Here is a 21,801-nt window from a genome sequence, read left to right as displayed (position 1 = left end):
TCATTCTAAAAAGAAAGGATGCAATATATCATATGAAGTTTAGTGTATTTAATTATGGGCCTTTTATATAAAAGTTTTATTTTGTTCCGAATAAAAAGGCGGTTGTTTCCGCAACCACCTTTCAGTAAAACAAAGCACTTTTTATGAAATAAATTATGGATGATCCCTAAAAAAGGTTATAGGATATACCCACATTTTTATAACTAAAGTGACGAACTCAGGTTATAAGGAAGGAACAATTATATTGTATGAAATCTATTCTAGAGTAGTCACAAAGAAAGTTGTCTTCTTATTAGAAGGCAGCTTTTTTTATTAGAAAAAGAAGTAGAAGATTAAGTTACTTGTCCAAACAAATTTTAAAAAAATACATAAAATGCTATTAGTTAGTCAATATTTTAATATTGCTAATTTTTAAGACTAAAAGGGGTGATTTTATGTGTGAATGTGAAGTTTGTAGACGAAAGAAAAATCGGGATCCATTAAACCGGGAGTTTGAGCCGAAAAAACGAGTTCCTGAGCCAAAAAAAGAGGATTGTGAGCCAAAAAAAGAGGACTGTGAATCAAAAAAAGAAGATTGCGAATCATTAAATTATTATTCATTTAGTAAAAATGCAAATTTTTTAGAAAAAGCTATACAAACAGATGAAATCGATCAAATTTCTGAGGAATATATTGAAATAGTAGATTCAGCAGATGTACAAGTTACTACTACAGATACAAAAGCTGCGCTATCTATCCAAGCTGCATTACAAGCAGCTATTGTGGTTGTGGTAAGTATTTCTATAGCAGATAGTGAAAAGGCAGATAAAATAACACAAGAATTGTTTCAAAAATCATCTATTAAACAAATTAATAGACAAAAAACATTTATTAAAAATTCCAGAAACGTAACCGTAACAACTACTGATACAGATATTGCAGTGAATATTCAAATTCTCCTTCAAATTTTATTAGCGTTACTAGTTAAATTAAATATTTTATAAAGTGTCTATCCCATTTATATTTAGCTATAAGGGTTCACTCTAAGTAAATATTTTTTTGTTGTAATATGTGGTACAAGCTTGGACTTCTCATTATGACTGAATTAATATTCAAGATTAATGGGAAATTAAGTGTGGAAAACTACACAATAACAAAGGTGAACTTATAATTTAACATTGAATAAAACTTATATATGTGAAGTAAAGGAAGGCTGTCTTCTTATTAGAAGACAGCTTTTTGATTTTATTAGTAAAAAGAAGTGAAAATAGAAGATTAAGTTACTTGTCCAAGCAATTTTTATTTAAATGCATATAATGCTGGTAGTTATTTGAAATTTTTATAGGAAACTGATAGGAGTGAACATTGTAAATGGATGATTTAAATAAATTTTCTTCCTTTAAGTTTGATAAGGATCAAAAGAATATAATTATAGACCTTTTACTCTCAGATATTTTTAATAGGCATGGAATCAATGAAGAAAAACTAAAAAATTTATCACCAGAAAAAAAGCAGCAAATTAAAAGTATTGTTTCTGAAATACAATCACAAGTTAATAATTATTTAGATTGAAAGGGGGTGAACGTATGGACAAAACATGTCATTCAGATGAAAATAAAAAGTGGAGTGCATTAGATTCCTCAAATCCTCATCCGTCTTTTAAAAATGCTAGCGTTTCAGAAGCAGCTGCGCAAGAAAGTAAAACGTACCAAATTTCTGAAGAATCTATTACAATTGTAGATTCAGCAGATGTAGAAGTTACTACTACAGATACAAAAGCTGCTTTATCTATTCAAGCAGCATTACAAGCAGCTATTGTGGTTATAATAAGTGTTTCTATAGCAGACAGTGAAAAAGCTGACCGTGTAGCACAAGAATTGTTTCAAAAATCATCTATTAAACAAATTAATAAACAAGAAACTGTTATTAGAAATTCTAGAAATGTTACAGTTACGACTACGGATACAGACATAGCAGTAAATGTTCAAATTCTTCTCCAAATTTTATTAGCTTTACTAGTAAAATTAAATATTTTATAAAATGTTTAACTTGTTTTTTATCTAGTGATTCTTACAGGTGAATATTCACTGTTTTAATTATAGTACAGGCTATAAATATTAATCATAACTGGACTAATATTTAACATCGCCAAAATAATAATGAGAACAATGTGATGGAAAATAAATTTTGGTTATTTTATGAAAATTTAAAAGCCATTTCCTTTATTGGATTTGGCTTTTAAATTTTAAACAGTATGAATTTGAAAAGATTATATTAAGATAAAGAATCAAAATATAATGATACAAAATACTTATAAAATTATTCGTGTTATAGAAAAATAATAAGAAAAAGGTGTTTAAAATAGAATCATTTTCATTAATAGTTCAAGTTTTGAAGAATAGTGCATACAATATAAAGTGTTTTCCTTTCTTCATTTAAGTTTTACGTATATAATTTAAAAGTACTATTTTTATTTTATTATTTTATATTTATAACAGAATAGAGGTTTAAAAATGGGTGTTAAAATCATTACGGATAGTGCGGCGGATTTACCAGTAGAATTGCTGCAAGCATATGATATTGATTTAATTCCACTCCGTGTATATGATGAAGCAGAAACAGAGTATTTAGATGGAGTAACATTAGAGTCAGTTACATTATTGCAAAAAATGAGAGAAGGCGCTGTTTATAGAACGTCATTGCCTTCACTTGAAACTTTCCAAGAAAAATTTGTTTCTTATGCAAAAGAAGGTAATCCTTGTATATATTTAGCTTTTTCATCTGAACTGTCTGGTACATATCAATCATCAGTTGTCATTAAAGAGGAAGTAAAAGAAACATATGTAGATTTAGATTTAGAAATTATTGATACGAAATGTGCTTCGCTTGGTCAAGGTCTTGTCGTTTTAGAAGCTGCTAAAATGGCAAAAGATGGCGCATCAAAAGAAGATATTTTAAACCGTGTCGCTTTTCTAATGAACCATATGGAGCACATCTTCACTGTAGCTGACTTACAGTACCTTGTTAGAGGTGGACGTTTAAGTAAAGTAGCTGGTTTTATCGGTGGTTTACTAAACATTAAGCCGATCTTAAACGTGGAAGAAGGAAAACTTGTACCACTTGAAAAGGTACGAGGAAAAAAGAAAGTATTAAGCCGTATTGTTGATATTATGGAAGAGCGTGGTAAAGACCTTAAAGGTCAAACAATCGGTATGACTCACGGTGACGATTTAGAAACAGCTGAAGCATTAAAAGCATTAATTACGGAAAGATTTGGCTGTGAAGTATTTATCGTAAATACAATTGGTGCAGCAATCGGAGCACATACAGGACCTGGCGTTATAACGTTATTTTTCTTAAATGAAGTAGAGTAAAGGATTGATCTTTTGATCAATCCTTTTTTATTTTTTAATCTGTGATAATCGGTCGTTATGGTATTGATGAAGATAAAACCTTTGAAGTTTTCCTATATCAAATGCAATCTTGTAGAGGGAGTATTTTTTATATGTGGAATGATACTTAATGGTAGAAGAAAAGAGTATAAATAAGAATGTATTTATAGGAATCTGAATATTTAATGATATCGAAATTTTGTCATTTCATATATAATTGTGTAGGGAGAAATATCTGTAACTATTTGTAAAAATAGGAGGCGGCTATAAAAATGCAAGAAATTGCTAGATGGGATTTAAATCGACTGTATTTGAATGAGGATATTCTATTTCCGATTTTGGAGTTGAAAGAGCAATATTTTGTAACAAAAGATGTAGAGATTCTTTCAAAGCTTATACAAGTTATTGAAAAAGCAGAATACTATTTGTACTGTCAATCGGTTGAAGAAAGTGTTTCATCTGACCTTACTAAATTGACTGTGAAAGTGAAGGAACTAAAAAGTGAAGTACAGCAAGTAATAAAACATAATGAAGTGGAAACTTCAGATAATACTAAGTTAATAAAAGATGAACTTAATGCGTGGGAAAATATGTACATACAATTACGGGATAGGATAGAAATAGCGCACAATAACAAACAATTATCATTTGGACAAGCAAATAACATTGCAATGAATAGTGATAATGAAAAGGAAAGATTAGAAGTATTCGAGTTACTTACAAGTACTTTACATAAGGAAAAAGAAATCTTTGCTACCGTATTAAATCAAATAGGGAGATTGCGTAATATAAAGAGTAATGAAATAGAAGATAGAGAGATTTTAGCACAATCTTTTCATGCGAATGGCATTTCAGAAACTGTATTATTACAAATGTGGAATGTGACAGAAGAAAACCTTGATAAATTAGTAAGTGCTTTAAACGTGTATAAGAAAGGGAAAGCTTCGATTACATGGCATGAACTTATGACAGTAAAGGAAAGTAATGAGGTTACTATTCCTTTTTCAGTAGCAGTACAAAACGTTTATGATGCATGTAAGAATATTGATGAAGAATTAGCAGTATTTGCACGTAATGCGATAGAAAGTGGATGGATAGATGCTGAACCGAGAGAGAATAAACTACCAGGTGGGTTTTGTGCTCCATTTTTCAGTGAGAAAGAATCGAGAATCTCCATGCGTTATGATGGGAGTATAGATAGTGTAAGAGTGCTCGCTCATGAATTAGGACATGCTTGGCATTTTTATAATATGAGTTTTGAACAATCTACATCTTTTTTAGATGATTATTTGCCGATGAGTACGGCTGAATCAGCATCTATTTTCTTTGAAACGGTACTCTTAAATTATCTAATTGAAACAACTGATAGTAAAGATATGAAAAAGGCATTGCTTAGCTGGAAAATAAGAAATAGTTTTAATTATGTAATGGCAATACGAGCATCGTATCAGTTTGAAAAAACACTTTATGAAAAATGTAAAGAGGGTCCATTAAGTGCTGATGAAATTGAGAAATTATCTATAATGGCACAAAAAGAAGCATATGGAAATTCTTTAAGTGAATACCAGCCGTTTGTATGGATGAAATATATTCAATTTTATATAGCAGATGTTCCTTTTTACAATTATCCATACACATTTGGATATTTAGTAAGTTTTAGTTTATTAGAAATAGCTCAAGAAAGTAAAAGTACTTTTCATCCGAAATATAAAGAGTTTTTAAGAGAAACAGGAAAGGCTCCAGTAGAGGAGCTTATGAAAAAATATTTTGAAATAGATATAAGAAATTATGAATTTTGGAATAAGGCTTTTATTCAAATTTCTAAAGACATTGATGAATATTTGCAGCTTATGTAAGGGGAGAGTATAGTGGATCAACAGTTTATAAAAGGTATACCTTTTTCAACTTTAGAATATGCAAAAGCTATAAGTTTATTAAAAGGTTGGATACATGAACAACAAGAGAAACCAAGGTTTGTAGTAACTGCAAATCCTGAAATTGTTATGTCTGCAAAGGAAAATACGGAAAAATCAAAGCAGTTTAAAAAGATGTTACTATCTGCGGATTTAATAACAGCGGACGGGATTGGTGTCATAATTGGCTCGAAAATATTAAAAGGAACTTTGAAAGAACGTGTTACTGGGGCGGATTTAACTCACGATTTAATAAAATATTGTAACGACAATGAATATCGTGTCTTTCTTTTTGGAGCCGCTCCAGAAAGTAATAAAAAGGCATTAGAAAAATTAAATGAGCAGTTCCCAGGAGCACAGTTTAAAGGACAGCATGGATTTGTAAATGGTGAAGAAATAGAAAAAATAAAAATAAAAATTAAGCAATTCAAGCCCCATTTACTACTCGTAGGACTAGGTTCACCAAAACAAGAAGAGTTCATCTATGAAAACATACAAACATTAAACGTTCCGCTATCTATTGGCATCGGAGGCATGATTGATATAATATCTGGTACTGTAAAAAGAGCACCGAAAATGATGAGGGATACTGGAACTGAATGGCTGTATAGGTTACTCTCACAGCCGAAAAGATTGAAGAGGCAACTTGTACTTCCGAAATTTTTATTGTCGGTTATGTTAGAGAGAGTGAAAGGAATGCCAAGCTAAGAAAGGATAAGTAAGATGATAGAGCCGTTATCTAATGAAAAAGCTACAATGATTTTTCAAGAGCTGAAAGTAGAATGTGAAACTTTATTTGAATTTAAAATTCGAAATGCAATACCTATTCACCGTGGTTGGCTAAATTTGAAGTGGAAACTCGAAACGGATGCAGGGGATTTTGTATTAAAGCAATATAATCAAGAACGGTACAAAATGTATAACTCAGCCCTTTTAATACAAGCATTACAACAACAGCAAAGATTACATAATAATGGTGTAAGTTGTCCAAGGGTATTAATTTATAAAAATAATGTAATGCATATATCAAAAAGTGATGAAAGATTTATAGTATTAGAACATAAGGAAGGTAGCTTAGTTTCACCAGGAAAAGTGAATCAAAAGGAAATTCACTCTCTTGGTCAGACGATAGGTTATATGCATAACTTGTTAAATGATGGCTCTTTAATAAAAGGAGAAAATCCTAAATTTGTTCCACCTACTAAAGAGGCGAGATTGAAACATTGGGAAGAAAAAATGAGAGAAGTAGAGAAGCTAGGAAAAGAGCACATTCTCCCTTATATAAAATTACAGCAAGAAGCAACACAATTGGTAAATACAGAACAATTTCATAATAGCCAACGGGGATGGGTGCACCGTGATTTATGGGTAGATAATTTCTTGTTTCATAATGATAAAGTATCAGCGATTCTTGATTTTGATCGCATGGATTACGATTATGTAGAGTTAGATATTGGCCGTGTAGTTATATCGTGCGCATTAAGTGACGGAGTATTAAATAAGAGTCTTGTTGCATCATTTTTAGAAGGGTACCGCAATGAAGTAGACTTTCCAGTAGGGAATATTGTTCAGGCAATTCAAATGCTTTGGTACATGGAGAGTACTTGGTGGATCCATGCCAATATGGATCAGCATAGTGTACCACCTTCACGCTTTGCAGATGAAATGAATTGGATAGCTGAAAATTATGGTGTATTACATAATATATTGGCCGACTTATAAATAAAGAGGAGACTACATACATGAACAGAATCGGCATTATTGGAGCAATGCAAATTGAAATAGATTTACTTTTAGAAAAACTAGTTATACAAGAGGAACAGACAATAGCGGGAATGCCTTTTTATATTGGAGAATTCATGGGAATAGAAGTAATTATTACACGTTCTGGTGTAGGGAAAGTAAATGCAGCTGCATGCGCGCAAACATTAATTCATAAATTTGATGTAGACTCTATCATTAATACGGGCGTTGCTGGCGGATTACATTCAGATGTAAAAGTCGGCGATATAGTTATTTCAACGAATGTTACTCATCATGATGTAAGTAAAACTCAAATGAAAAACTTATTTCCGTTCCAAGAGGAATTTATTGCAAGTAAGGAATTGGTAGAGTTAGCACGTAAAGCTTGTATTAGTAGTAGTTTACAGATTGCAGTTCATGAAGGAAGAATTGTCAGCGGTGAATGTTTTGTTGAAGATTCAAAGTTAAAGGCGAAATTAATAGACGAATACGCACCTCATTGTACAGAAATGGAAGGGGCAGCAATTGGACATGTTGCCTATATAAATGATATACCGTTTCTCATTATAAGATGTATTTCTGACAGCGCAGATGATGAAGCTCAAATTTCTTATGATGACTTCGCGCAAACTGCTGCGAATTATTGCTCAGAAATTATTATTGAGATGCTTAAAAATATAAAGAGTAAAACTGTACTATAGTTCAAAAGGAGAGAATGAGATGTTACAAGCATTAATTTTTGATATGGACGGAACGTTATTTCAAACAGATAAAATTTTAGAATTATCTTTAGATGATACTTTTAATCACTTAAGATCATTACAATTATGGGATACAGTAACACCAATTGATAAATATAGAGAAATTATGGGTGTGCCGTTACCGAAAGTTTGGGAAGCTTTATTACCAGACCATTCTATTGAAATAAGAGAACAAACAGATGCATATTTTTTAGATAGACTTATTGAAAACATAAAAAGCGGAAAAGGCGCTTTATATCCAAATGTAAAAGAAATATTTACATATATAAAAGAAAATAATTGTTCCATTTACATTGCTAGTAATGGTTTGAAAGAATATTTACGAGCAATCGTAACTTATTATGCTTTAGACAAGTGGGTGACTGAAACGTTTAGTATTGAACAAATACAATCGCTAAATAAAGGTGACTTAGTTAAAAGTATTATGAACAAATATGATATAAAAGAGGCAGCCGTAGTTGGTGACCGGCTATCTGATATAAATGCAGCGAAAGACAACCGTTTACTGGCAATTGGGTGCAGTTTTGATTTTGCGCAAGAAGATGAACTTGCTCAGGCTGATATAGTAATAGATGATTTAATGGGGTTGAAGGGAATATTATCTGAAGTGAAGAATACGCACGCTATGAATTAAATAAAGTAACAACCATAAAAATGCTCAGAATAAATGATTCTCGAGCATTTTTATATATTTTCGTACTTAGGGGGAATGGACTTGAAAGATATACATATTCAACAAATAGAAAATTTAATGGAATATGAATTCAGTCATCTCGTTCAAGAGAGTGAAGAAGAAGGTTTTAATTTCCTTATAAGGATAATAAATGAATATAAAAACAAAATAAATGTATTCAATAAAACTGGAGAATGTTTATATGGTGTTTTCCGAGGTGATATGTTAATTGGAGTTGGAGGTTTAAATGAGGATCCGTACACAAAAGACAATAAGATTGGGCGGTTAAGGAGATTTTATATTTCAAAGGATTTTCGGCGTATAGGGTTAGGGAACTTATTATTAAACCAACTATTATGTCATGCGGAAAAGTATTTTGAAGTGATTGTATTATATGCTGACACGAAGCAAGGAGATGCGTTTTATACTGCAAATGGATTTGTAAAAGAGGGATTATATAAGGGATCTAGTCACTACAAAGTATTATCGAGGTGGCTACCAAAAGAATAGACGGACAGGTATTTTAGTTGGTAAATCGATATATCTTAAAAATCGCTGATATATGAAGTTGCGATCCTTATATTAAAAAACAACTTTTATAATTTCATTTACTAAATTGTTATTATAAAAAAGAGCACCTTAGCTTTTAAAATTTAGCTTATAAGGTGACTCCTTTTCAGTCAATTACGTTTTAACGTTCATTTGTTTCAATAATAATCCTGGTTTACCTTTTACATAATAAAAATGCGGATTATTTTCATCATCATAAAGCATAATATAAGGCTTTTCATTTAGTGGGAGCAGTATAAGTACTTCGTCTATTGTAGTGTGTAACCATTGATTAGTAATAGAAACCGGCTTAGATAATGGGATTTTTATCATATAGCCATCTTTTGGAACGACATTTAAGTTTTTAAATGGACCAGTAATTGCTTTAGCGTATTGAACTGCTTCTTTTTGGACTATTGGATCTAAAGATTGTTTTTGAATGACCATTTCTTTTTGACAATCAAACACTTCAATTTGTTGATTTGTATTTGCTAATGCATTTGTTGATAATAGAAATAAAAGAAGAGAAATGACCCCGATTTTTTTTATCATAATACAACACCTCACCATTACTATCCCCTCAAAAGCTTTAAATATTTTTCTGTCACATTCATGTAACAAAGATGTTGTATGATACAATTGGTTTTTGTTTAAAAGCAATGGAGGAAAAAATATGAAAGTTTTAATTGCAGATGACGAACAAGATATGTTAAGAATTTTAAAAGCTTATTTTGAAAAAGAAGGCTTCGAAGTTTTATTAGCAAAAGACGGAGAGGAAGCACTTCAAATATTTTATGATGAAAAAATTGATTTAGCTATTTTGGATTGGATGATGCCAAAACATAGTGGTATTACTGTCTGTCAGGAAATAAAAAAGAATTCAAGCGTAAAAGTATTAATGCTTACGGCGAAAAGTGAAAGCGAAGATGAATTAGCTGCGCTTCAAAGCGGGGCAGATGAGTACGTGAAAAAACCATTTCATCCAGGAGTACTAATTACGCGAGCGAAAAAACTTATTCAGCATGATGATATTATTCAAGTACAAGATGTAAAGATAAATTTCGCCAAAAATAAAGTATATAAAAATGATATAGAGTTAGAAATTACAAAAACAGAGCTCGAATTAATAAAATGCTTTTTAAATCATAAAGGAACGATTTTAACTCGTAAAAAATTGCTAGATATTGTATGGGGATTTGACTATTTTGGAGAAGAGAGAACGGTTGATACACATGTAAGAAGGCTGCGTAAAAAAATTGGAGAAAATATTATTAAGACGCATCGCGGGTTGGGCTATAGTTTGGAGGAACAAAGTGAATAAACTTGGGAAAAAGTTATTTTTAAGTATTTCTGCAACTGTTATTCTCATCTTTATGATTTCATTATTATTCATTAACAATCTCTTACCGAACTATAATATTTATAAAACACGTGAAAACTTAAATAAATTTACAACACAAATACAAAATACAACAGTGGAAAATATAGAGGATGTTATTCATACAATTGAAAGTGAAAACAACGTTACAATTGCGTATACGCCAATTAATCAGTCAGAAGATGCTATGAACGAAGCGTTACGCATGCAACTTACGAAAAAGAAAGTAACTTTAAATAAGCTTTGGATTACGAAAGACGAAGTTATGAAAGTGAAGACGGAAGGGCAATCGAATAAACTGTACGATCAAGGAAAGGTAAAAGCGAGTTTTTTTGCTAAATATATTGCGAAAGATGATACGATAATTTTAATTGGGACTTCCATTGCGAATTCAAATGAAATTATAAATACGTTAAATACATTTTACTTATACATCGTATGTTTCTCGCTCCTTCTTATTATTTTACTTGTGTGGATACTTTCAAAAATAATAACGACGCCACTGAAGGAGCTAAGTGATGTGGCTCAGGATATTTCACATTTGCAGTTTAAAAGAACGAAAGTGAAAACGAATGATGAAATAGGAGAGTTGGCCAATAGTATTAATATCATGAGTGAAAAACTACATGAAGCACATCAAGACTTAACTGATCGTAATGAACATTTAAAACGATTTATGGGTGATGTAACGCATGAATTAAAGACACCGATTGCATTAGTAAAAGCATACTCTATGGGGATTAAAGATGGATTAGATGATGGGACTTACGTAGATACAATTATTAAACAAACAGATCAAATATCAAACTTAATTGAAGAACTATTACGATTTTCTAAACTAGAAAGAGATATTGTACAAAAAGAAGAATTCCCCATTGAACCACTGGTCCAGAGTATATTAGATAAGCATCAGATTGACCTGGATTCGAAAGCAATTGACTTACAAGTAAACTGTAATACGGGTGATACAAGCGTTTATGCAGATTTAAATAAAATGAGAATGGTATTTCAAAATTTAATTTCTAATGCAATAAAATATACAGCAAATCAAAGCATAATAATTACTTTAGAAGATAGAAATAAAAGTATATATTTTCAAATAAAAAATGGCATTCATACGGATAAAATTAAAGATATCGAGAAAATTTGGGAGCCTTTTTACGTACTAGAATCTTCTCGTAGTAAAGAAAAATCAGGTACAGGATTAGGACTAGCGATAGTGAAAAGTATTTTAGAAAGACATGGTTTTGAATATGGAGTTTCCTCTATAAATGGGGAAATTCAATTTTATATAAATGTGAAAAAGGACTAATGAAAATTTAGTCCTTTTTGCAGCTTTAGAGGTTAGCGATACAGGATGAATCAACATAATTTTCAAAATTGATGTATTAAATGGAGAATTAGCAAATGTTCTACTTTCATTAAATTCACGTGAAGTTCACAGGGAAACGTTATATTTACATAGTTACATTTGAATTTAATGAAGTGAGGTATTCGGATTTGAAAAGAAAGAAATTAGTAATTGGTAGCATTTTAATGGGGATGACGTTATCTTTATCTGCATGTGGTTCATCAGATAATATTGTAACTACAAAATCAGGAAGCATTTCAGAAAGTGATTTTAACAAAAAATTAAAAGAAAACTATGGTAAACAGAATTTATCTGAAATGGTAGTAGAGAAAGTATTAAATGATAAATATAAAGTTACGGATGAAGAGGTAACGAAACAACTGAAAGAATTAAAAGACAAGATGGGCGATAATTTTAATACATATATGGAATCTAATGGTGTGAAAAATGAAGATCAGTTGAAAGAGAAATTAAAGCTTACTTTCGCTTTTGAAAAAGCTATTAAAGCAACCGTAACGGAAAAAGATATTAAAGATTACTATAAGCCAAAGCTTCAAGTTAGCCATATTTTAGTGAAAGATGAAAAGACAGCAAAAGAAATTAAAGAAAAATTAAATAGTGGCGAAGATTTCGCGGCATTGGCTAAACAATACTCAGAGGATCCAGGTTCTAAAGAAAAAGGTGGAGAACTATCTGAATTTGGACCAGGTATGATGGTGAAAGAATTTGAGGATGCTGCATATAAGCTAGAAGTTGGTCAATTGAGTGAACCTGTTAAATCTTCTTTCGGATATCATATTATTAAGCTAACGGATAAAAAAGAGCTTAAACCATATGAGGAAGAGAAAGAGAATATTCGTAAAGAATTAGAACAGCAACGTATACAAGATCCTCAATTCCATCAACAAGTTACTAGAGATCTGCTTAAAAATGCAGATATAAAAGTATCTGATAAAGACTTGAAAGATACCTTTAAAGAGTTAGAAAAATAATAAATGGAATGTAAGACAATCGATAGAAATATCGGTTGTCTTTTTCTCTATTTTTCCGGCTATTTGCCGGGCAGTAAGACCCCAAAACTCAAAATTCAGCGGAAGCAAAGAAGTTAGGTGGGGCCCCGCTGCCCGTAAACGCCCGATTGGTGAGGGCTCACTTTATATAGAAGCTGGGAGTGGGAAAATACTTTCACACCTGTATTGAATTTTACTTAATAAGAAATCTTTGAGTTTCTCAACTATTATATAAAAATAAAACTGAATTTTCAGTTATTTTGTTATATAGTAAAAGAGAACGAATAAGGGGAGGGAACATTTTGAGTAAAAAGAAAATGGCAATTACACTGTCAGCAATGCTATCTGCAACAATTATACCTAGCTTTACTATGGATGTGCATGCAGAGAAGAAAGAAGAGACTAAAAATACGAAAATTGAATTAGAAAATGGGATGACAAAGCCGATTTATTCTCTCGATGAAGCCATTATCGAAAATTTATATGTAGAGACAGAAGTTGATAGTGATCGCGACGGTAAGAAAGACAGAGTATCGATAAAAGTTATGCGTCCAAAGACAGATTCGAATGTGAAGGTTCCTGTTATTTATGAAATGAGTCCATATCGATCAGGATTAAAAGATGTTCCTGTATATAATGTAGATGAAGAATTGTATGCGTATGAAGGAAAACCGTATGGAGCGGTTAATCTTGGTTCGTATGGGAACTATTACGTGCCAAGGGGTTATGCAGTTATTCTAGGCGAAAGTATCGGTACTGGAAAATCAGATGGATGCCCTACAACTGGAGATGAACAAGAAATACTCGGTACAAAGTCTGTTATTGATTGGGTAAACGGTCGCGCGAAAGCATTTACAGAACAGGGTGAGGAAGTTCAGGCAAATTGGTCTACAGGAAATGTAGGTATGACTGGAGTTTCTTATAATGGTACACTACCAAATGCTGTTGCGACTACTGGAGTTGAAGGTTTAAAAACAATTATTCCAATCGCAGCAATTAGTAGTTGGTATGATTATTATCGTGCAAATGGTGCAGTAATTGCGCCAGGCGGATATCAAGGAGAAGATACAGATAATATGGCAGAAGCAGTACTGACAAGGGAAAATCCTGAAGTTTGCGGACAAGTTATAAAAGAGTTAACGGCTGGACAAGACCGAAAAACAGGTAATTATAATGATTTTTGGGATAAACGCAATTATGTAAAAGATGCTAAAAATGTAAAAGCAAGCGTATTTGTTGTTCATGGTTTAAATGATTGGAATGTTAAGACGAAGCAGTTCGCGCAATGGTGGGATGCACTCGGAGAAAATAATGTTCCTCGTAAAATGTGGCTACACCAAGGTGGTCATGGTGGGACATCAAGTAATAACTGGCAGCAAACACAAAATAAATGGTTAGATTATTGGTTGTACGGAATTGAAAATGGAATTATGGATGAACCAATGGTTGATGTGCAAAGAGAAAATAAATCGTGGCAAAAGATAAAAAATTGGCCAGATCCAGCGGCTGTACCTTCAAAAATCCGTATGTATTTAAGTAATAAATCAGTCAATTTGCCACTAAGTATGGGATCGGTTAATAAAGTTTTCTCATTCGTAGATGATGCACAAATAAAATCAAATCAATTAGTAGCAAACCCAGAATTAGAAGTAGCCAATCGATTAGTATATACAATGCCTGTACTGCAAAAAGATACACGCATAAGTGGTACACCAAAGATTTCAATTACAGGAAATATTGATCGATCTGTATCAAATTTAACAGCATTACTTGTTGACTATGGAGGAACGAAGCCGGAAATCGTAACACGAGGCTGGATGGATCCACAAAACTTAAAGAGTATAGAAAATTCAACAGTGATTCAACCGGGCAAAGATTATACATTCACATGGGACATGCAGCCAGATGATTATGTCTTTAAAGCTGGACATCAAATAGGGGTCGTTTTAATTGCTAGCGACTATGATTATACAATTAGACCGAAAGCGGGCACGAAACTTACAGTGAAATTAAGTGAAGTGACATTGCCGATTGTGAAATAAATATTTTTTCCAAAGAGCTTACTAAAGTAAGCTTTTTGTTTTATAGTCTGAATTTTTAATTTTATATTTCAAATTGGAAGGTTATGTAATACAATATCATTATATTCTATGGAAAGTGAGTGATATATTATGACAGTCAGCTCTTTCGAAAGCGCATTAAATTTAGAGGTACGAGAAGATTAGTTGAATTGGAATCTTCCGTACGTAAAAACGGAGGAGAAAATAAATGTTTAGTTTTTATAGTACACTTTGTACGGAACTGTATGATTACACAAAACCAGTCGGTTATTCTTTAAATGGTGATATTGAGTATTACAAAGAACGTTTAAAAGATTGTAGAGGTAGAATTCTCGAAGCTGCAGTAGGTTCAGGGCGTGTCATCATTCCGCTTCTAGAGGCTGGTTTTAAAGTGGATGGGATAGATTATTCACCTGAAATGCTTGATTCTTGCCGTAAGCGGTGTAAAGAGAGAGGCTTACATCCTAATTTGTATGAAGGAAGCTTGCAACAATTTTCAATTCCGCATAAATATGAGGCAATTATCATTCCTACTGGATCTTTTTGTTTAATTGAAAATCGTGTGGATTCTATAAACGCATTGAAATGTTTTTATGAACATCTTAATCCAGGCGGACGATTAATCGTAGATATTATGCTTCCGCATGACTGGAAGACTGGGGAAATTCATACATCGACTTTTTCTTTGCCGAGTGGAGACGGAATCACATTAGAAAATAAATCAATTGAAATAGATTGGCTGAACCAAGTTACTGTATCATATTTGAAATATGAAAAGTGGAGTAAAGGACAGCTAGTACAAACAGAGTTACAACGTTTTGCGCTGCGCTGGTATGGAATAGTAGAGTTTAAACTCCTTTTAGAAAGTATAGGTTTCTCTAACATTACTTGCTCTGCTGAATATGTTTATGAAAAAGAACCGTCAAATGCAAATCAAATGATTACTTTTGAAGCTGTGCGAAACGAGAAATAAAAGAACTATCTATGAAAATAAGGCAATTGATATAATATCGATTGCCTTATTTTAATTGTATATCGCTTACATGTTATTAGGTTTTCATTGTCCAAGCATTCTGCTACTTACTACATATACTATTTATGTTAAAGTCAGCTACTATTTTATATAGGGCTGCTATTTTCCTATAAATGCTATTTTAGTGAAGTGGGAGGAATCAATTTGGAAAATATAGAACAAGATAGAATTGAAAATCAAGTGTATTCAAATCGTGTAGTAAGATCAGAATTTGATGCGAATTGGGAAACTTGTATATCAAAGAGTGGTTATGTAATTTATGTAGCAACAAGTAATAATGCTGAAGTAATAGTACTTCTTGCAGATGGTTCAAGTAAATTATTAATTTTCGAAAAAGGCGGTAAAGTAGTAGTAGGTGGCGGTGGAACAAGTCATTACAGTAAGCCACATATTGCAAGAAATATTTAAGGTAAAACATGTAATTGAGAAGAAGCTGGAAAACGGTTAGTCATTCATATTTAGAGAATGACCAACCGTTTTTAAATGTAGTTTTTGAAGAATTATATAAGCAATATAAAAAGCATTTCCTATTTCGGCAAATGCTTTTTATATGTTATAGTATAATAGTGTCTTAAAGTAATGTTATTTTAATATATTTCAAAGTTTGTTGTGTATTATTTTTATATTAAATTAGCACTTAAAGTATTTTTTTATATAAGGAGTAATAATTAGAGAAATGAAAAATATAGACTTTATACTAGAAAGTGATGAGGCATTAAAACCGTCTGAACGATTAGTACTATTACTATTAGAGAAGCATAGAATGTTATATACGAACGATCTATTGGCATTATCAAATTTATCATATAAAACATTAACAGATTCATTAACGGCGCTAGTTTTAAAATCGTATGTGTTAAAGGAAACAGGTAAGGGAAGAAGACAGAATTGCTATAGATTAATATGATAAGGCGGCTGTTTTAGAAGCTTTTACATATGTTTTTTCAATCGTAAGGCGAAAATGTGTTTTTGTTTTCAAACGAAAATCTTACTATAAGAGTGGTTAAAATAGTAGCATTTCATTTTTGTAAGTGTAATTATTTCGTCATTGAAAATACTAAAATAAAATAAACCGCATAAAACAGAAATAAAAAAAACAATCCATTTTAAAAATGGATTGTTTTTTTTATTGGAATAATATTATTTGATATGTTGAAAGCATGAATAGCAGAATAAACATTACCTGTTTTAGTTCATGCAACTGAACAAATATGATGAAAACTATGTGTATAGTTTTTTTAATTGCTTTTTTCAGTAACTCTAATGAAATCATAGTCTTTATTGTTTAAAGGTATTATTTTTAACATTATTGCTATTCAACATTTAGTACAAAAGTGATTTATAATATTATTATGTAAACTTAAGTTTTTAAAAGGAAAATGTAATAATTAATAGAACATGTAGAAGGGGATGCTTAAATATTTTGAAGGATAGGAGATTATTATGGAGCATTTACAATCAATAGCACAAGCTGTTTTAAGTGGTCATAAGGAAAAAGTAGTGGAGTTTATAAAGGCGAGTCCAAGTATTGTTAACGAATGTAGTGAAGATGGATGGACACCACTTCATTTAGCAGCTTATTTTGGACAGAAAGAAATAGCGAGTTTTCTTTTAGAAAGCGGTGCAGATATACATAGTAGAGCGAAAAACGAAAATGAAAATACGCCTTTGCAAGCAGCAATTGCGAACAAGCAAAGTGAACTTGTTGCTTTCTTAATTGAAAAAGGATCAGATGTAAATATTATGCAAAGTGGTGGCTGGACAGGACTTCACGAAGCGGCATTATTAGGAAATGAAGAAATAATTATGTTACTCCTTAAAAATGGAGCTAATAAGATGATAAAGAAATATGATGGGAAAACAGCGTATGATATTGCATTAGAAAAAGGATATGATCATCTATTACATCATTTGAAACAGGAAGTGAACTTATGATGAATAAATGGAGTGTTGGTATATTTTTATTTAATGAAGTAGAAGTGTTAGACTTTGCAGGGCCATTTGAAGTTTTTTCTGTAACTGAGGTGAATGAAGAAAAACCATTTACTGTTTATACCGTTAGCGAGAATGGGGAAATGATTACAGCAAGGAACGGATTGAAGGTACAGCCAGATTATAGTATTGAAAATTTACCACCAGTGGATATTTTAATAATTCCCGGTGGGCTAGGTGCTAGAGAATATGAAATAAAAAATGAAATAGTAATAAAATGGATTCGCCAACAAATGAAAGAAGTAAAGCTGATGACTTCAGTTTGTACAGGAGCGGTATTACTGGCGAAAGCAGGTTTACTGGAAGGTTTAAAAGCAACAACACATTGGGCTAGTATTGAAAAGTTTAAAAATGAGTTTCAAAATGTTGAAGTTATAGAAAATGTAAAGTTTGTAGATGAAGGACATATTATAACATCTGCCGGAATTTCAGCTGGAATTAATATGGCATTTCATATTGTGAAAAACTTGTTAGGCATGCATGTTGCGGAGGACACAGCGAAGGGAATGGAGTATGATATTAGTTTGCCAAATTAAAAAGCCCGGATTGGGCTTTTTATATTGAATGAATATAGTTAAGCTCTTCATCACTCAAAATAGGGCGAACAGATGCATTTGCATTTTCTTGTGCTTGCATTCCGGTTTTGGCACCAGGAATTACAACACTTACTGCCGGATGAGAGAGTACATAGCGAAGTGCAAGTTGCCCTAGGGTCTGATTTTTATTTGAGAGCAATCGAAGTTTTTCTACGGTTTGTAAGTCTTCTTGAAACCAAGTTTCATTTGGCCATTCTTTGCGTAAATCTCCATCTGGAAAAATTGTTTTATTTGTGAATTTTCCAGTTAAAATGCCCATTTTTAATGGACCACGAATAATAGCTCCTAGATTTTTCTCTTGTAAGAATGGTAATATATCTTTTTCAGGTTTTCGATTTAATATATTGTAATCAAGTTGTACGATATCAATTTCGTTGTTGTTATTGAAATGATGAATGTATTGTAAATCATGAGTCGAAACACCGACTGCCCTTACTTTTCCATCACGTTTTAATATGTCAAATGCACGTAGAAATGCTTCTGTTTCTCTACGATTATGCCACCAAATATGACAAAAATAAAGATCAATATAATCTGTTTGAAGACGTTGTAAACTTGTTTCAAATACGGCGATGATTTTTTCGGGAGTATCATATACAGGAACTCCATTAGGGTCGTAGTGGTGTCCGATTAAACCACCTTTCGTTGATAGGATAATATCATTACGATGTCCTTTAATCGCGGTAGCCACCAACTTTTCACTATGTCCTAAACCATACACATCCGCAGTATCAATAAAATTCACACCACACTCAATTGCTTTTTTTATAGCAGTTATAGATTGTTTATCGTTAACAGGTCCCCATTCATCACCACCGATTGCCCATGCCCCAAAACCTATTTCAGAAACAGTTATTCCAGTTTTACCTAATGTGCGGTAATGCATATTTCCCCTCCTTGTAAGCATGTTATAACATGGATATGTGAGGTAAGAATTTTGTGTGTGAAAAAACTCTTCTACAATAGTAGAAAAAGAATTACAGAAACTACTATTTTATAGCAGCATACATAAAAAATTTCGATGTAAATATGGAAATGTCGTCGAATGCTATCTTTAATTGGTTAATTTATGGGATATTTTTGTGAAGGAGTTTATTTTATAAGAATAGAATTTAGTTTAGTAAGAAAACGTGCCGATGGTAGTGAAAAATATGGGTTAGGGGGATTTGAATGAGGAAACTCAAACGAGTAAATGTTCCTAATATACCAGAGCAATCATCACAACCTAGTGACAAGCGTAAGATAAATAAAAAGAAGTTAAGGCGTCTTATTTTAATGGTCCTTTTTATTGCGGCAACTACTCTGTACGTTCAATATATTTTAACGAAACAACAAGAAGTAATTGATAAAAAGAAAGATATGATTACGGATCAAAAGAAACAATTAGTATCTTTAAAGAAAGATAAAGGTTCTTTAAAGACTAACATAGAAAATTTAACAGACGATGAAGAAGAAATTTTGAAGTTTGCGAGAAAAGAGTATCAATTTTCTAAGTCAAATGAAACTATATTTGTGATGCCAAAGTAATGAAAAAACAGTTAGCCATAGCTAACTGTTTTTTCATGTTTAAATGTCATGGTACAAGGAACAATCACATATTGTAAAAATGAAGAGTTTGAGATATTTTCACAATTATGGAATATACACTGAAATAAATATTGTTAAAATTCTGTTAATTGTATTATAATACAAGATAAGCGGATACATTTTTTAATCAACGTTGAGTTCATCGCTCATACGACTATTAAGAAACCCGTTATCCTCGTATAAGAAAGGAAGGTAGCTGTGTACGCTTCAAATACAATTTATGTCGTAGGGGATGCGAAAGCACCTCAAAATAATCCCATTACTGAAAAGTTTAAAAGCTATTTCGTAGCATTTGTTCTTGTTAAGGATACAGGGGAAATTGTAGATGCAGATTGCTCAGCGACAATTGCATTAACATCTCAATTTGTTAAATATTTATTTTTACATAAAAATATAAATGACCCAGCGTTAGTAATGGAAGTGAAGAACCGTTATTTCGGTTCTTCTCAAAAAGCGTTACTTGTAGCGCTAAAAGATGCACAGAAAAAATATAATCAGATTGCTGCTTTGTCTACTCAATCATAGACAAAATCCAGCCGTAAGAATCATTCTTATGGCTGGATTTTTTTATTCCACTAAAGTCCTACATCAAAAGCAAAGTAGAGAGATAGGAGAGTAAATGCTCAATAGGTTTACCTAATAATCTGTGGGTATAAATTTCCGGTGGATTAAGATTTCACTTCATTGGAGAACGAAAGGATGAACAAAATGAAAATTACAGACGTAAAAGTAAATCGTAGACGTATAAAACTTCATACACCGTTTAAAACCGCACTTCGTACTGTAACAGAAATTGAAAGTATAGATGTTTATATTCATACAGACGAAGGAGTGATTGGTAAGGGGGCTGCAGCCGCAACGCCAGTTATTACGGGTGATTTCACCAGTGGAATGGAAGAAGCGATTTTAGGACCGATGCGTTCATGTTTAATTGGTCAAGATATCATTCAGTTTCAGCAGTTACTACAGCGCATTCAAATGAGTTGTATTGGAAATTCAAGTGCGAAAGCAGCGGTAGATATCGCTTTATATGATGTATATTGCCAATATCAAAATGTGCCGTTATATGCATTGTTAGGCGGGAAGAAAGAAATTTATACCGATATTACAGTGAGTGTGGATGAGCCTGTATTAATGGCAAAAGAAGCGAAGAAACATATAGAAAAAGGATTTCAAACATTAAAGATTAAAGTGGGTAAAGAGGCGCATTTAGATTTGGAACGTATTGAGGCAATTCGAAATGTGGTACCAAGAAATACGACATTACGTTTAGATGCGAATCAAGGTTGGAGTCCAAAAGAAGCGATCTCTATCATTCAAGAGATGGAAAATCGTAATTTAAATATAGAATTTATTGAACAACCAGTACACGCGAAAGATTGGGATGGGTTAAAGTACGTCAAAGATCGTGTGCAAACGCCAATTATGGCCGATGAAAGTATATTTTCAGCAAGTGATGCATTAAAGCTCGTTCAAGGAAGATACGCAGACTTAATTAATATTAAATTAATGAAATGTGGTGGCATACGTGAAGCATGGCGTATTGCAGATATCGCAGAAACGGCTGGTGTGAAGTGTATGGTGGGAAGCATGATGGAATCTTCACTTTCCGTTAGCGCTGTTGCACATTTAGCGGCAGCACATCCTAATATACATTATTTTGATCTTGATGCACCGCTTTGGTTAATGGAAGAGCCAGAAGGAATGACTTATTCTGGATCAAAGGTAAACCTTCAATCAACAGTGAATAGTAAGTCTTAGGAGAAGAGACTAGTAAACTATTT

Annotated in this window: 24 protein-coding genes; 22 read left to right on the top strand and 2 right to left on the bottom strand. The window is 32.2% G+C overall.

Features of this window, described 5'->3' with window-relative positions; genetic code table 11:
- The first annotated feature begins 434 nt into the window (after positions 1-434).
- The 10 genes from AC1Q51_RS18380 to AC1Q51_RS18335 all read left to right on the top strand — a co-directional run bounded on the left by AC1Q51_RS18380 (position 435) and on the right by AC1Q51_RS18335 (position 8,971).
- Positions 435-983, top strand: a complete 549-nt coding sequence (locus AC1Q51_RS18380; RefSeq protein ID WP_072938750.1) for a spore coat protein — start codon at positions 435-437, stop codon at positions 981-983.
- Positions 984-1,350: 367 nt separating this feature from the next.
- Positions 1,351-1,551, top strand: a complete 201-nt coding sequence (locus tag AC1Q51_RS18375) for a spore coat protein W (RefSeq protein ID WP_000342253.1) — start codon at positions 1,351-1,353, stop codon at positions 1,549-1,551.
- Between the two features lie 14 nt (positions 1,552-1,565).
- Positions 1,566-2,018: a spore coat protein gene (locus AC1Q51_RS18370; RefSeq protein ID WP_000361677.1), complete on the top strand. Its 453-nt coding sequence runs from the start codon at positions 1,566-1,568 to the stop codon at positions 2,016-2,018.
- 474 nt (positions 2,019-2,492) lie between these two features.
- Positions 2,493-3,353, top strand: a complete 861-nt coding sequence (locus AC1Q51_RS18365) for a DegV family protein (RefSeq protein WP_000538280.1) — start codon at positions 2,493-2,495, stop codon at positions 3,351-3,353.
- Between the two features lie 290 nt (positions 3,354-3,643).
- Entirely contained in the window at positions 3,644-5,227 is a 1,584-nt protein-coding gene (locus AC1Q51_RS18360; RefSeq protein WP_492331634.1) for a M3 family metallopeptidase, read from the top strand.
- 12 nt (positions 5,228-5,239) lie between these two features.
- Positions 5,240-5,992, top strand: a complete 753-nt coding sequence (locus AC1Q51_RS18355) for a WecB/TagA/CpsF family glycosyltransferase (RefSeq protein ID WP_000372649.1) — start codon at positions 5,240-5,242, stop codon at positions 5,990-5,992.
- Positions 5,993-6,007: 15 nt separating this feature from the next.
- Complete coding sequence (locus AC1Q51_RS18350; protein WP_090977794.1) at positions 6,008-7,006, top strand: phosphotransferase; 999 nt, start codon at positions 6,008-6,010, stop codon at positions 7,004-7,006.
- A gap of 20 nt (positions 7,007-7,026) precedes the next feature.
- Positions 7,027-7,728: a 5'-methylthioadenosine/adenosylhomocysteine nucleosidase gene (locus AC1Q51_RS18345; RefSeq protein WP_090977796.1), complete on the top strand. Its 702-nt coding sequence runs from the start codon at positions 7,027-7,029 to the stop codon at positions 7,726-7,728.
- A 19-nt stretch (positions 7,729-7,747) separates the two neighbouring features.
- A complete protein-coding gene (locus AC1Q51_RS18340; RefSeq protein WP_090977798.1) occupies positions 7,748-8,422 on the top strand; it encodes an HAD family hydrolase in 675 nt (224 codons plus the stop codon).
- 33 nt (positions 8,423-8,455) lie between these two features.
- A complete protein-coding gene (locus AC1Q51_RS18335) occupies positions 8,456-8,971 on the top strand; it encodes a GNAT family N-acetyltransferase (RefSeq protein WP_139213297.1) in 516 nt (171 codons plus the stop codon).
- Positions 8,972-9,145: 174 nt separating this feature from the next.
- Here the strand turns inward: AC1Q51_RS18335 and AC1Q51_RS18330 are convergent, their stop codons facing one another.
- Positions 9,146-9,562 (bottom strand): hypothetical protein, encoded by a 417-nt coding sequence (locus AC1Q51_RS18330; protein WP_000591776.1) that lies wholly within the window; start codon positions 9,560-9,562, stop codon positions 9,146-9,148.
- A gap of 121 nt (positions 9,563-9,683) precedes the next feature.
- Here AC1Q51_RS18330 and AC1Q51_RS18325 point away from each other — a divergent pair, with 121 nt between their 5' ends.
- The 9 genes from AC1Q51_RS18325 (at position 9,684) to AC1Q51_RS18285 (ending at position 18,370) form a co-directional block, all read left to right on the top strand.
- Positions 9,684-10,331: a response regulator transcription factor gene (locus AC1Q51_RS18325; RefSeq protein WP_000865979.1), complete on the top strand. Its 648-nt coding sequence runs from the start codon at positions 9,684-9,686 to the stop codon at positions 10,329-10,331.
- Positions 10,324-11,700, top strand: a complete 1,377-nt coding sequence (locus AC1Q51_RS18320; RefSeq protein WP_090977804.1) for a sensor histidine kinase — start codon at positions 10,324-10,326, stop codon at positions 11,698-11,700. Before AC1Q51_RS18325 ends, AC1Q51_RS18320 begins: the two co-directional genes overlap by 8 nt.
- Before the next feature lie 188 nt (positions 11,701-11,888).
- Positions 11,889-12,731 carry a peptidylprolyl isomerase PrsA gene (locus AC1Q51_RS18315; RefSeq protein ID WP_090977806.1) on the top strand — a complete coding sequence of 281 codons (843 nt, stop codon included), beginning with the start codon at positions 11,889-11,891 and terminating at the stop codon, positions 12,729-12,731.
- A 320-nt stretch (positions 12,732-13,051) separates the two neighbouring features.
- Positions 13,052-14,791 carry a Xaa-Pro dipeptidyl-peptidase gene (locus tag AC1Q51_RS18310; protein ID WP_090977808.1) on the top strand — a complete coding sequence of 580 codons (1,740 nt, stop codon included), beginning with the start codon at positions 13,052-13,054 and terminating at the stop codon, positions 14,789-14,791.
- A 226-nt stretch (positions 14,792-15,017) separates the two neighbouring features.
- Complete coding sequence (locus AC1Q51_RS18305; protein ID WP_327641739.1) at positions 15,018-15,782, top strand: class I SAM-dependent methyltransferase; 765 nt, start codon at positions 15,018-15,020, stop codon at positions 15,780-15,782.
- A 204-nt stretch (positions 15,783-15,986) separates the two neighbouring features.
- A complete protein-coding gene (locus tag AC1Q51_RS18300) occupies positions 15,987-16,250 on the top strand; it encodes a hypothetical protein (RefSeq protein ID WP_016081250.1) in 264 nt (87 codons plus the stop codon).
- A 268-nt stretch (positions 16,251-16,518) separates the two neighbouring features.
- Positions 16,519-16,749 carry a hypothetical protein gene (locus AC1Q51_RS18295; protein WP_000789030.1) on the top strand — a complete coding sequence of 77 codons (231 nt, stop codon included), beginning with the start codon at positions 16,519-16,521 and terminating at the stop codon, positions 16,747-16,749.
- Between the two features lie 536 nt (positions 16,750-17,285).
- Complete coding sequence (locus tag AC1Q51_RS18290) at positions 17,286-17,777, top strand: ankyrin repeat domain-containing protein (RefSeq protein ID WP_000400688.1); 492 nt, start codon at positions 17,286-17,288, stop codon at positions 17,775-17,777.
- A complete protein-coding gene (locus AC1Q51_RS18285) occupies positions 17,774-18,370 on the top strand; it encodes a DJ-1/PfpI family protein (protein WP_090977814.1) in 597 nt (198 codons plus the stop codon). The genes AC1Q51_RS18290 and AC1Q51_RS18285 overlap by 4 nt, the downstream gene beginning before the upstream one ends.
- 19 nt (positions 18,371-18,389) lie before the next feature.
- Here the strand turns inward: AC1Q51_RS18285 and AC1Q51_RS18280 are convergent, their stop codons facing one another.
- Positions 18,390-19,316 (bottom strand): aldo/keto reductase, encoded by a 927-nt coding sequence (locus AC1Q51_RS18280; RefSeq protein ID WP_000559354.1) that lies wholly within the window; start codon positions 19,314-19,316, stop codon positions 18,390-18,392.
- Positions 19,317-19,600: 284 nt separating this feature from the next.
- Here AC1Q51_RS18280 and AC1Q51_RS18275 point away from each other — a divergent pair, with 284 nt between their 5' ends.
- The 3 genes from AC1Q51_RS18275 (at position 19,601) to AC1Q51_RS18265 (ending at position 21,778) form a co-directional block, all read left to right on the top strand.
- Positions 19,601-19,957, top strand: coding sequence for an FtsB family cell division protein (locus AC1Q51_RS18275; RefSeq protein ID WP_001228736.1), 357 nt, complete (start codon positions 19,601-19,603; stop codon positions 19,955-19,957).
- A 258-nt stretch (positions 19,958-20,215) separates the two neighbouring features.
- Complete coding sequence (locus tag AC1Q51_RS18270) at positions 20,216-20,542, top strand: DUF3870 domain-containing protein (RefSeq protein WP_000271322.1); 327 nt, start codon at positions 20,216-20,218, stop codon at positions 20,540-20,542.
- Positions 20,543-20,716: 174 nt separating this feature from the next.
- A complete protein-coding gene (locus AC1Q51_RS18265; protein ID WP_001038451.1) occupies positions 20,717-21,778 on the top strand; it encodes a dipeptide epimerase in 1,062 nt (353 codons plus the stop codon).
- Positions 21,779-21,801: the final 23 nt, after the last annotated feature.

This window comes from Bacillus sp. MT94, from assembly GCF_058792475.1.
Note: the sequence above shows the minus strand (reverse complement) of the source record. Positions and strands in the feature narration are given on the sequence as shown.

Coding starts and splice junctions, on each gene's coding strand:
- AC1Q51_RS18380 (WP_072938750.1), top strand. CDS start 435: ATGTGTGAATGTGAAGTTTGTAGACGAAAGAAAAATCGGGATCCATTA.
- AC1Q51_RS18375 (WP_000342253.1), top strand. CDS start 1,351: ATGGATGATTTAAATAAATTTTCTTCCTTTAAGTTTGATAAGGATCAA.
- AC1Q51_RS18370 (WP_000361677.1), top strand. CDS start 1,566: ATGGACAAAACATGTCATTCAGATGAAAATAAAAAGTGGAGTGCATTA.
- AC1Q51_RS18365 (WP_000538280.1), top strand. CDS start 2,493: ATGGGTGTTAAAATCATTACGGATAGTGCGGCGGATTTACCAGTAGAA.
- AC1Q51_RS18360 (WP_492331634.1), top strand. CDS start 3,644: ATGCAAGAAATTGCTAGATGGGATTTAAATCGACTGTATTTGAATGAG.
- AC1Q51_RS18350 (WP_090977794.1), top strand. CDS start 6,008: ATGATAGAGCCGTTATCTAATGAAAAAGCTACAATGATTTTTCAAGAG.
- AC1Q51_RS18345 (WP_090977796.1), top strand. CDS start 7,027: ATGAACAGAATCGGCATTATTGGAGCAATGCAAATTGAAATAGATTTA.
- AC1Q51_RS18340 (WP_090977798.1), top strand. CDS start 7,748: ATGTTACAAGCATTAATTTTTGATATGGACGGAACGTTATTTCAAACA.
- AC1Q51_RS18335 (WP_139213297.1), top strand. CDS start 8,456: ATGATTCTCGAGCATTTTTATATATTTTCGTACTTAGGGGGAATGGAC.
- AC1Q51_RS18330 (WP_000591776.1), bottom strand. CDS start 9,562: ATGATAAAAAAAATCGGGGTCATTTCTCTTCTTTTATTTCTATTATCA.
- AC1Q51_RS18325 (WP_000865979.1), top strand. CDS start 9,684: ATGAAAGTTTTAATTGCAGATGACGAACAAGATATGTTAAGAATTTTA.
- AC1Q51_RS18305 (WP_327641739.1), top strand. CDS start 15,018: ATGTTTAGTTTTTATAGTACACTTTGTACGGAACTGTATGATTACACA.
- AC1Q51_RS18295 (WP_000789030.1), top strand. CDS start 16,519: ATGAAAAATATAGACTTTATACTAGAAAGTGATGAGGCATTAAAACCG.
- AC1Q51_RS18290 (WP_000400688.1), top strand. CDS start 17,286: ATGGAGCATTTACAATCAATAGCACAAGCTGTTTTAAGTGGTCATAAG.
- AC1Q51_RS18285 (WP_090977814.1), top strand. CDS start 17,774: ATGATGAATAAATGGAGTGTTGGTATATTTTTATTTAATGAAGTAGAA.
- AC1Q51_RS18280 (WP_000559354.1), bottom strand. CDS start 19,316: ATGCATTACCGCACATTAGGTAAAACTGGAATAACTGTTTCTGAAATA.
- AC1Q51_RS18275 (WP_001228736.1), top strand. CDS start 19,601: ATGAGGAAACTCAAACGAGTAAATGTTCCTAATATACCAGAGCAATCA.
- AC1Q51_RS18265 (WP_001038451.1), top strand. CDS start 20,717: ATGAACAAAATGAAAATTACAGACGTAAAAGTAAATCGTAGACGTATA.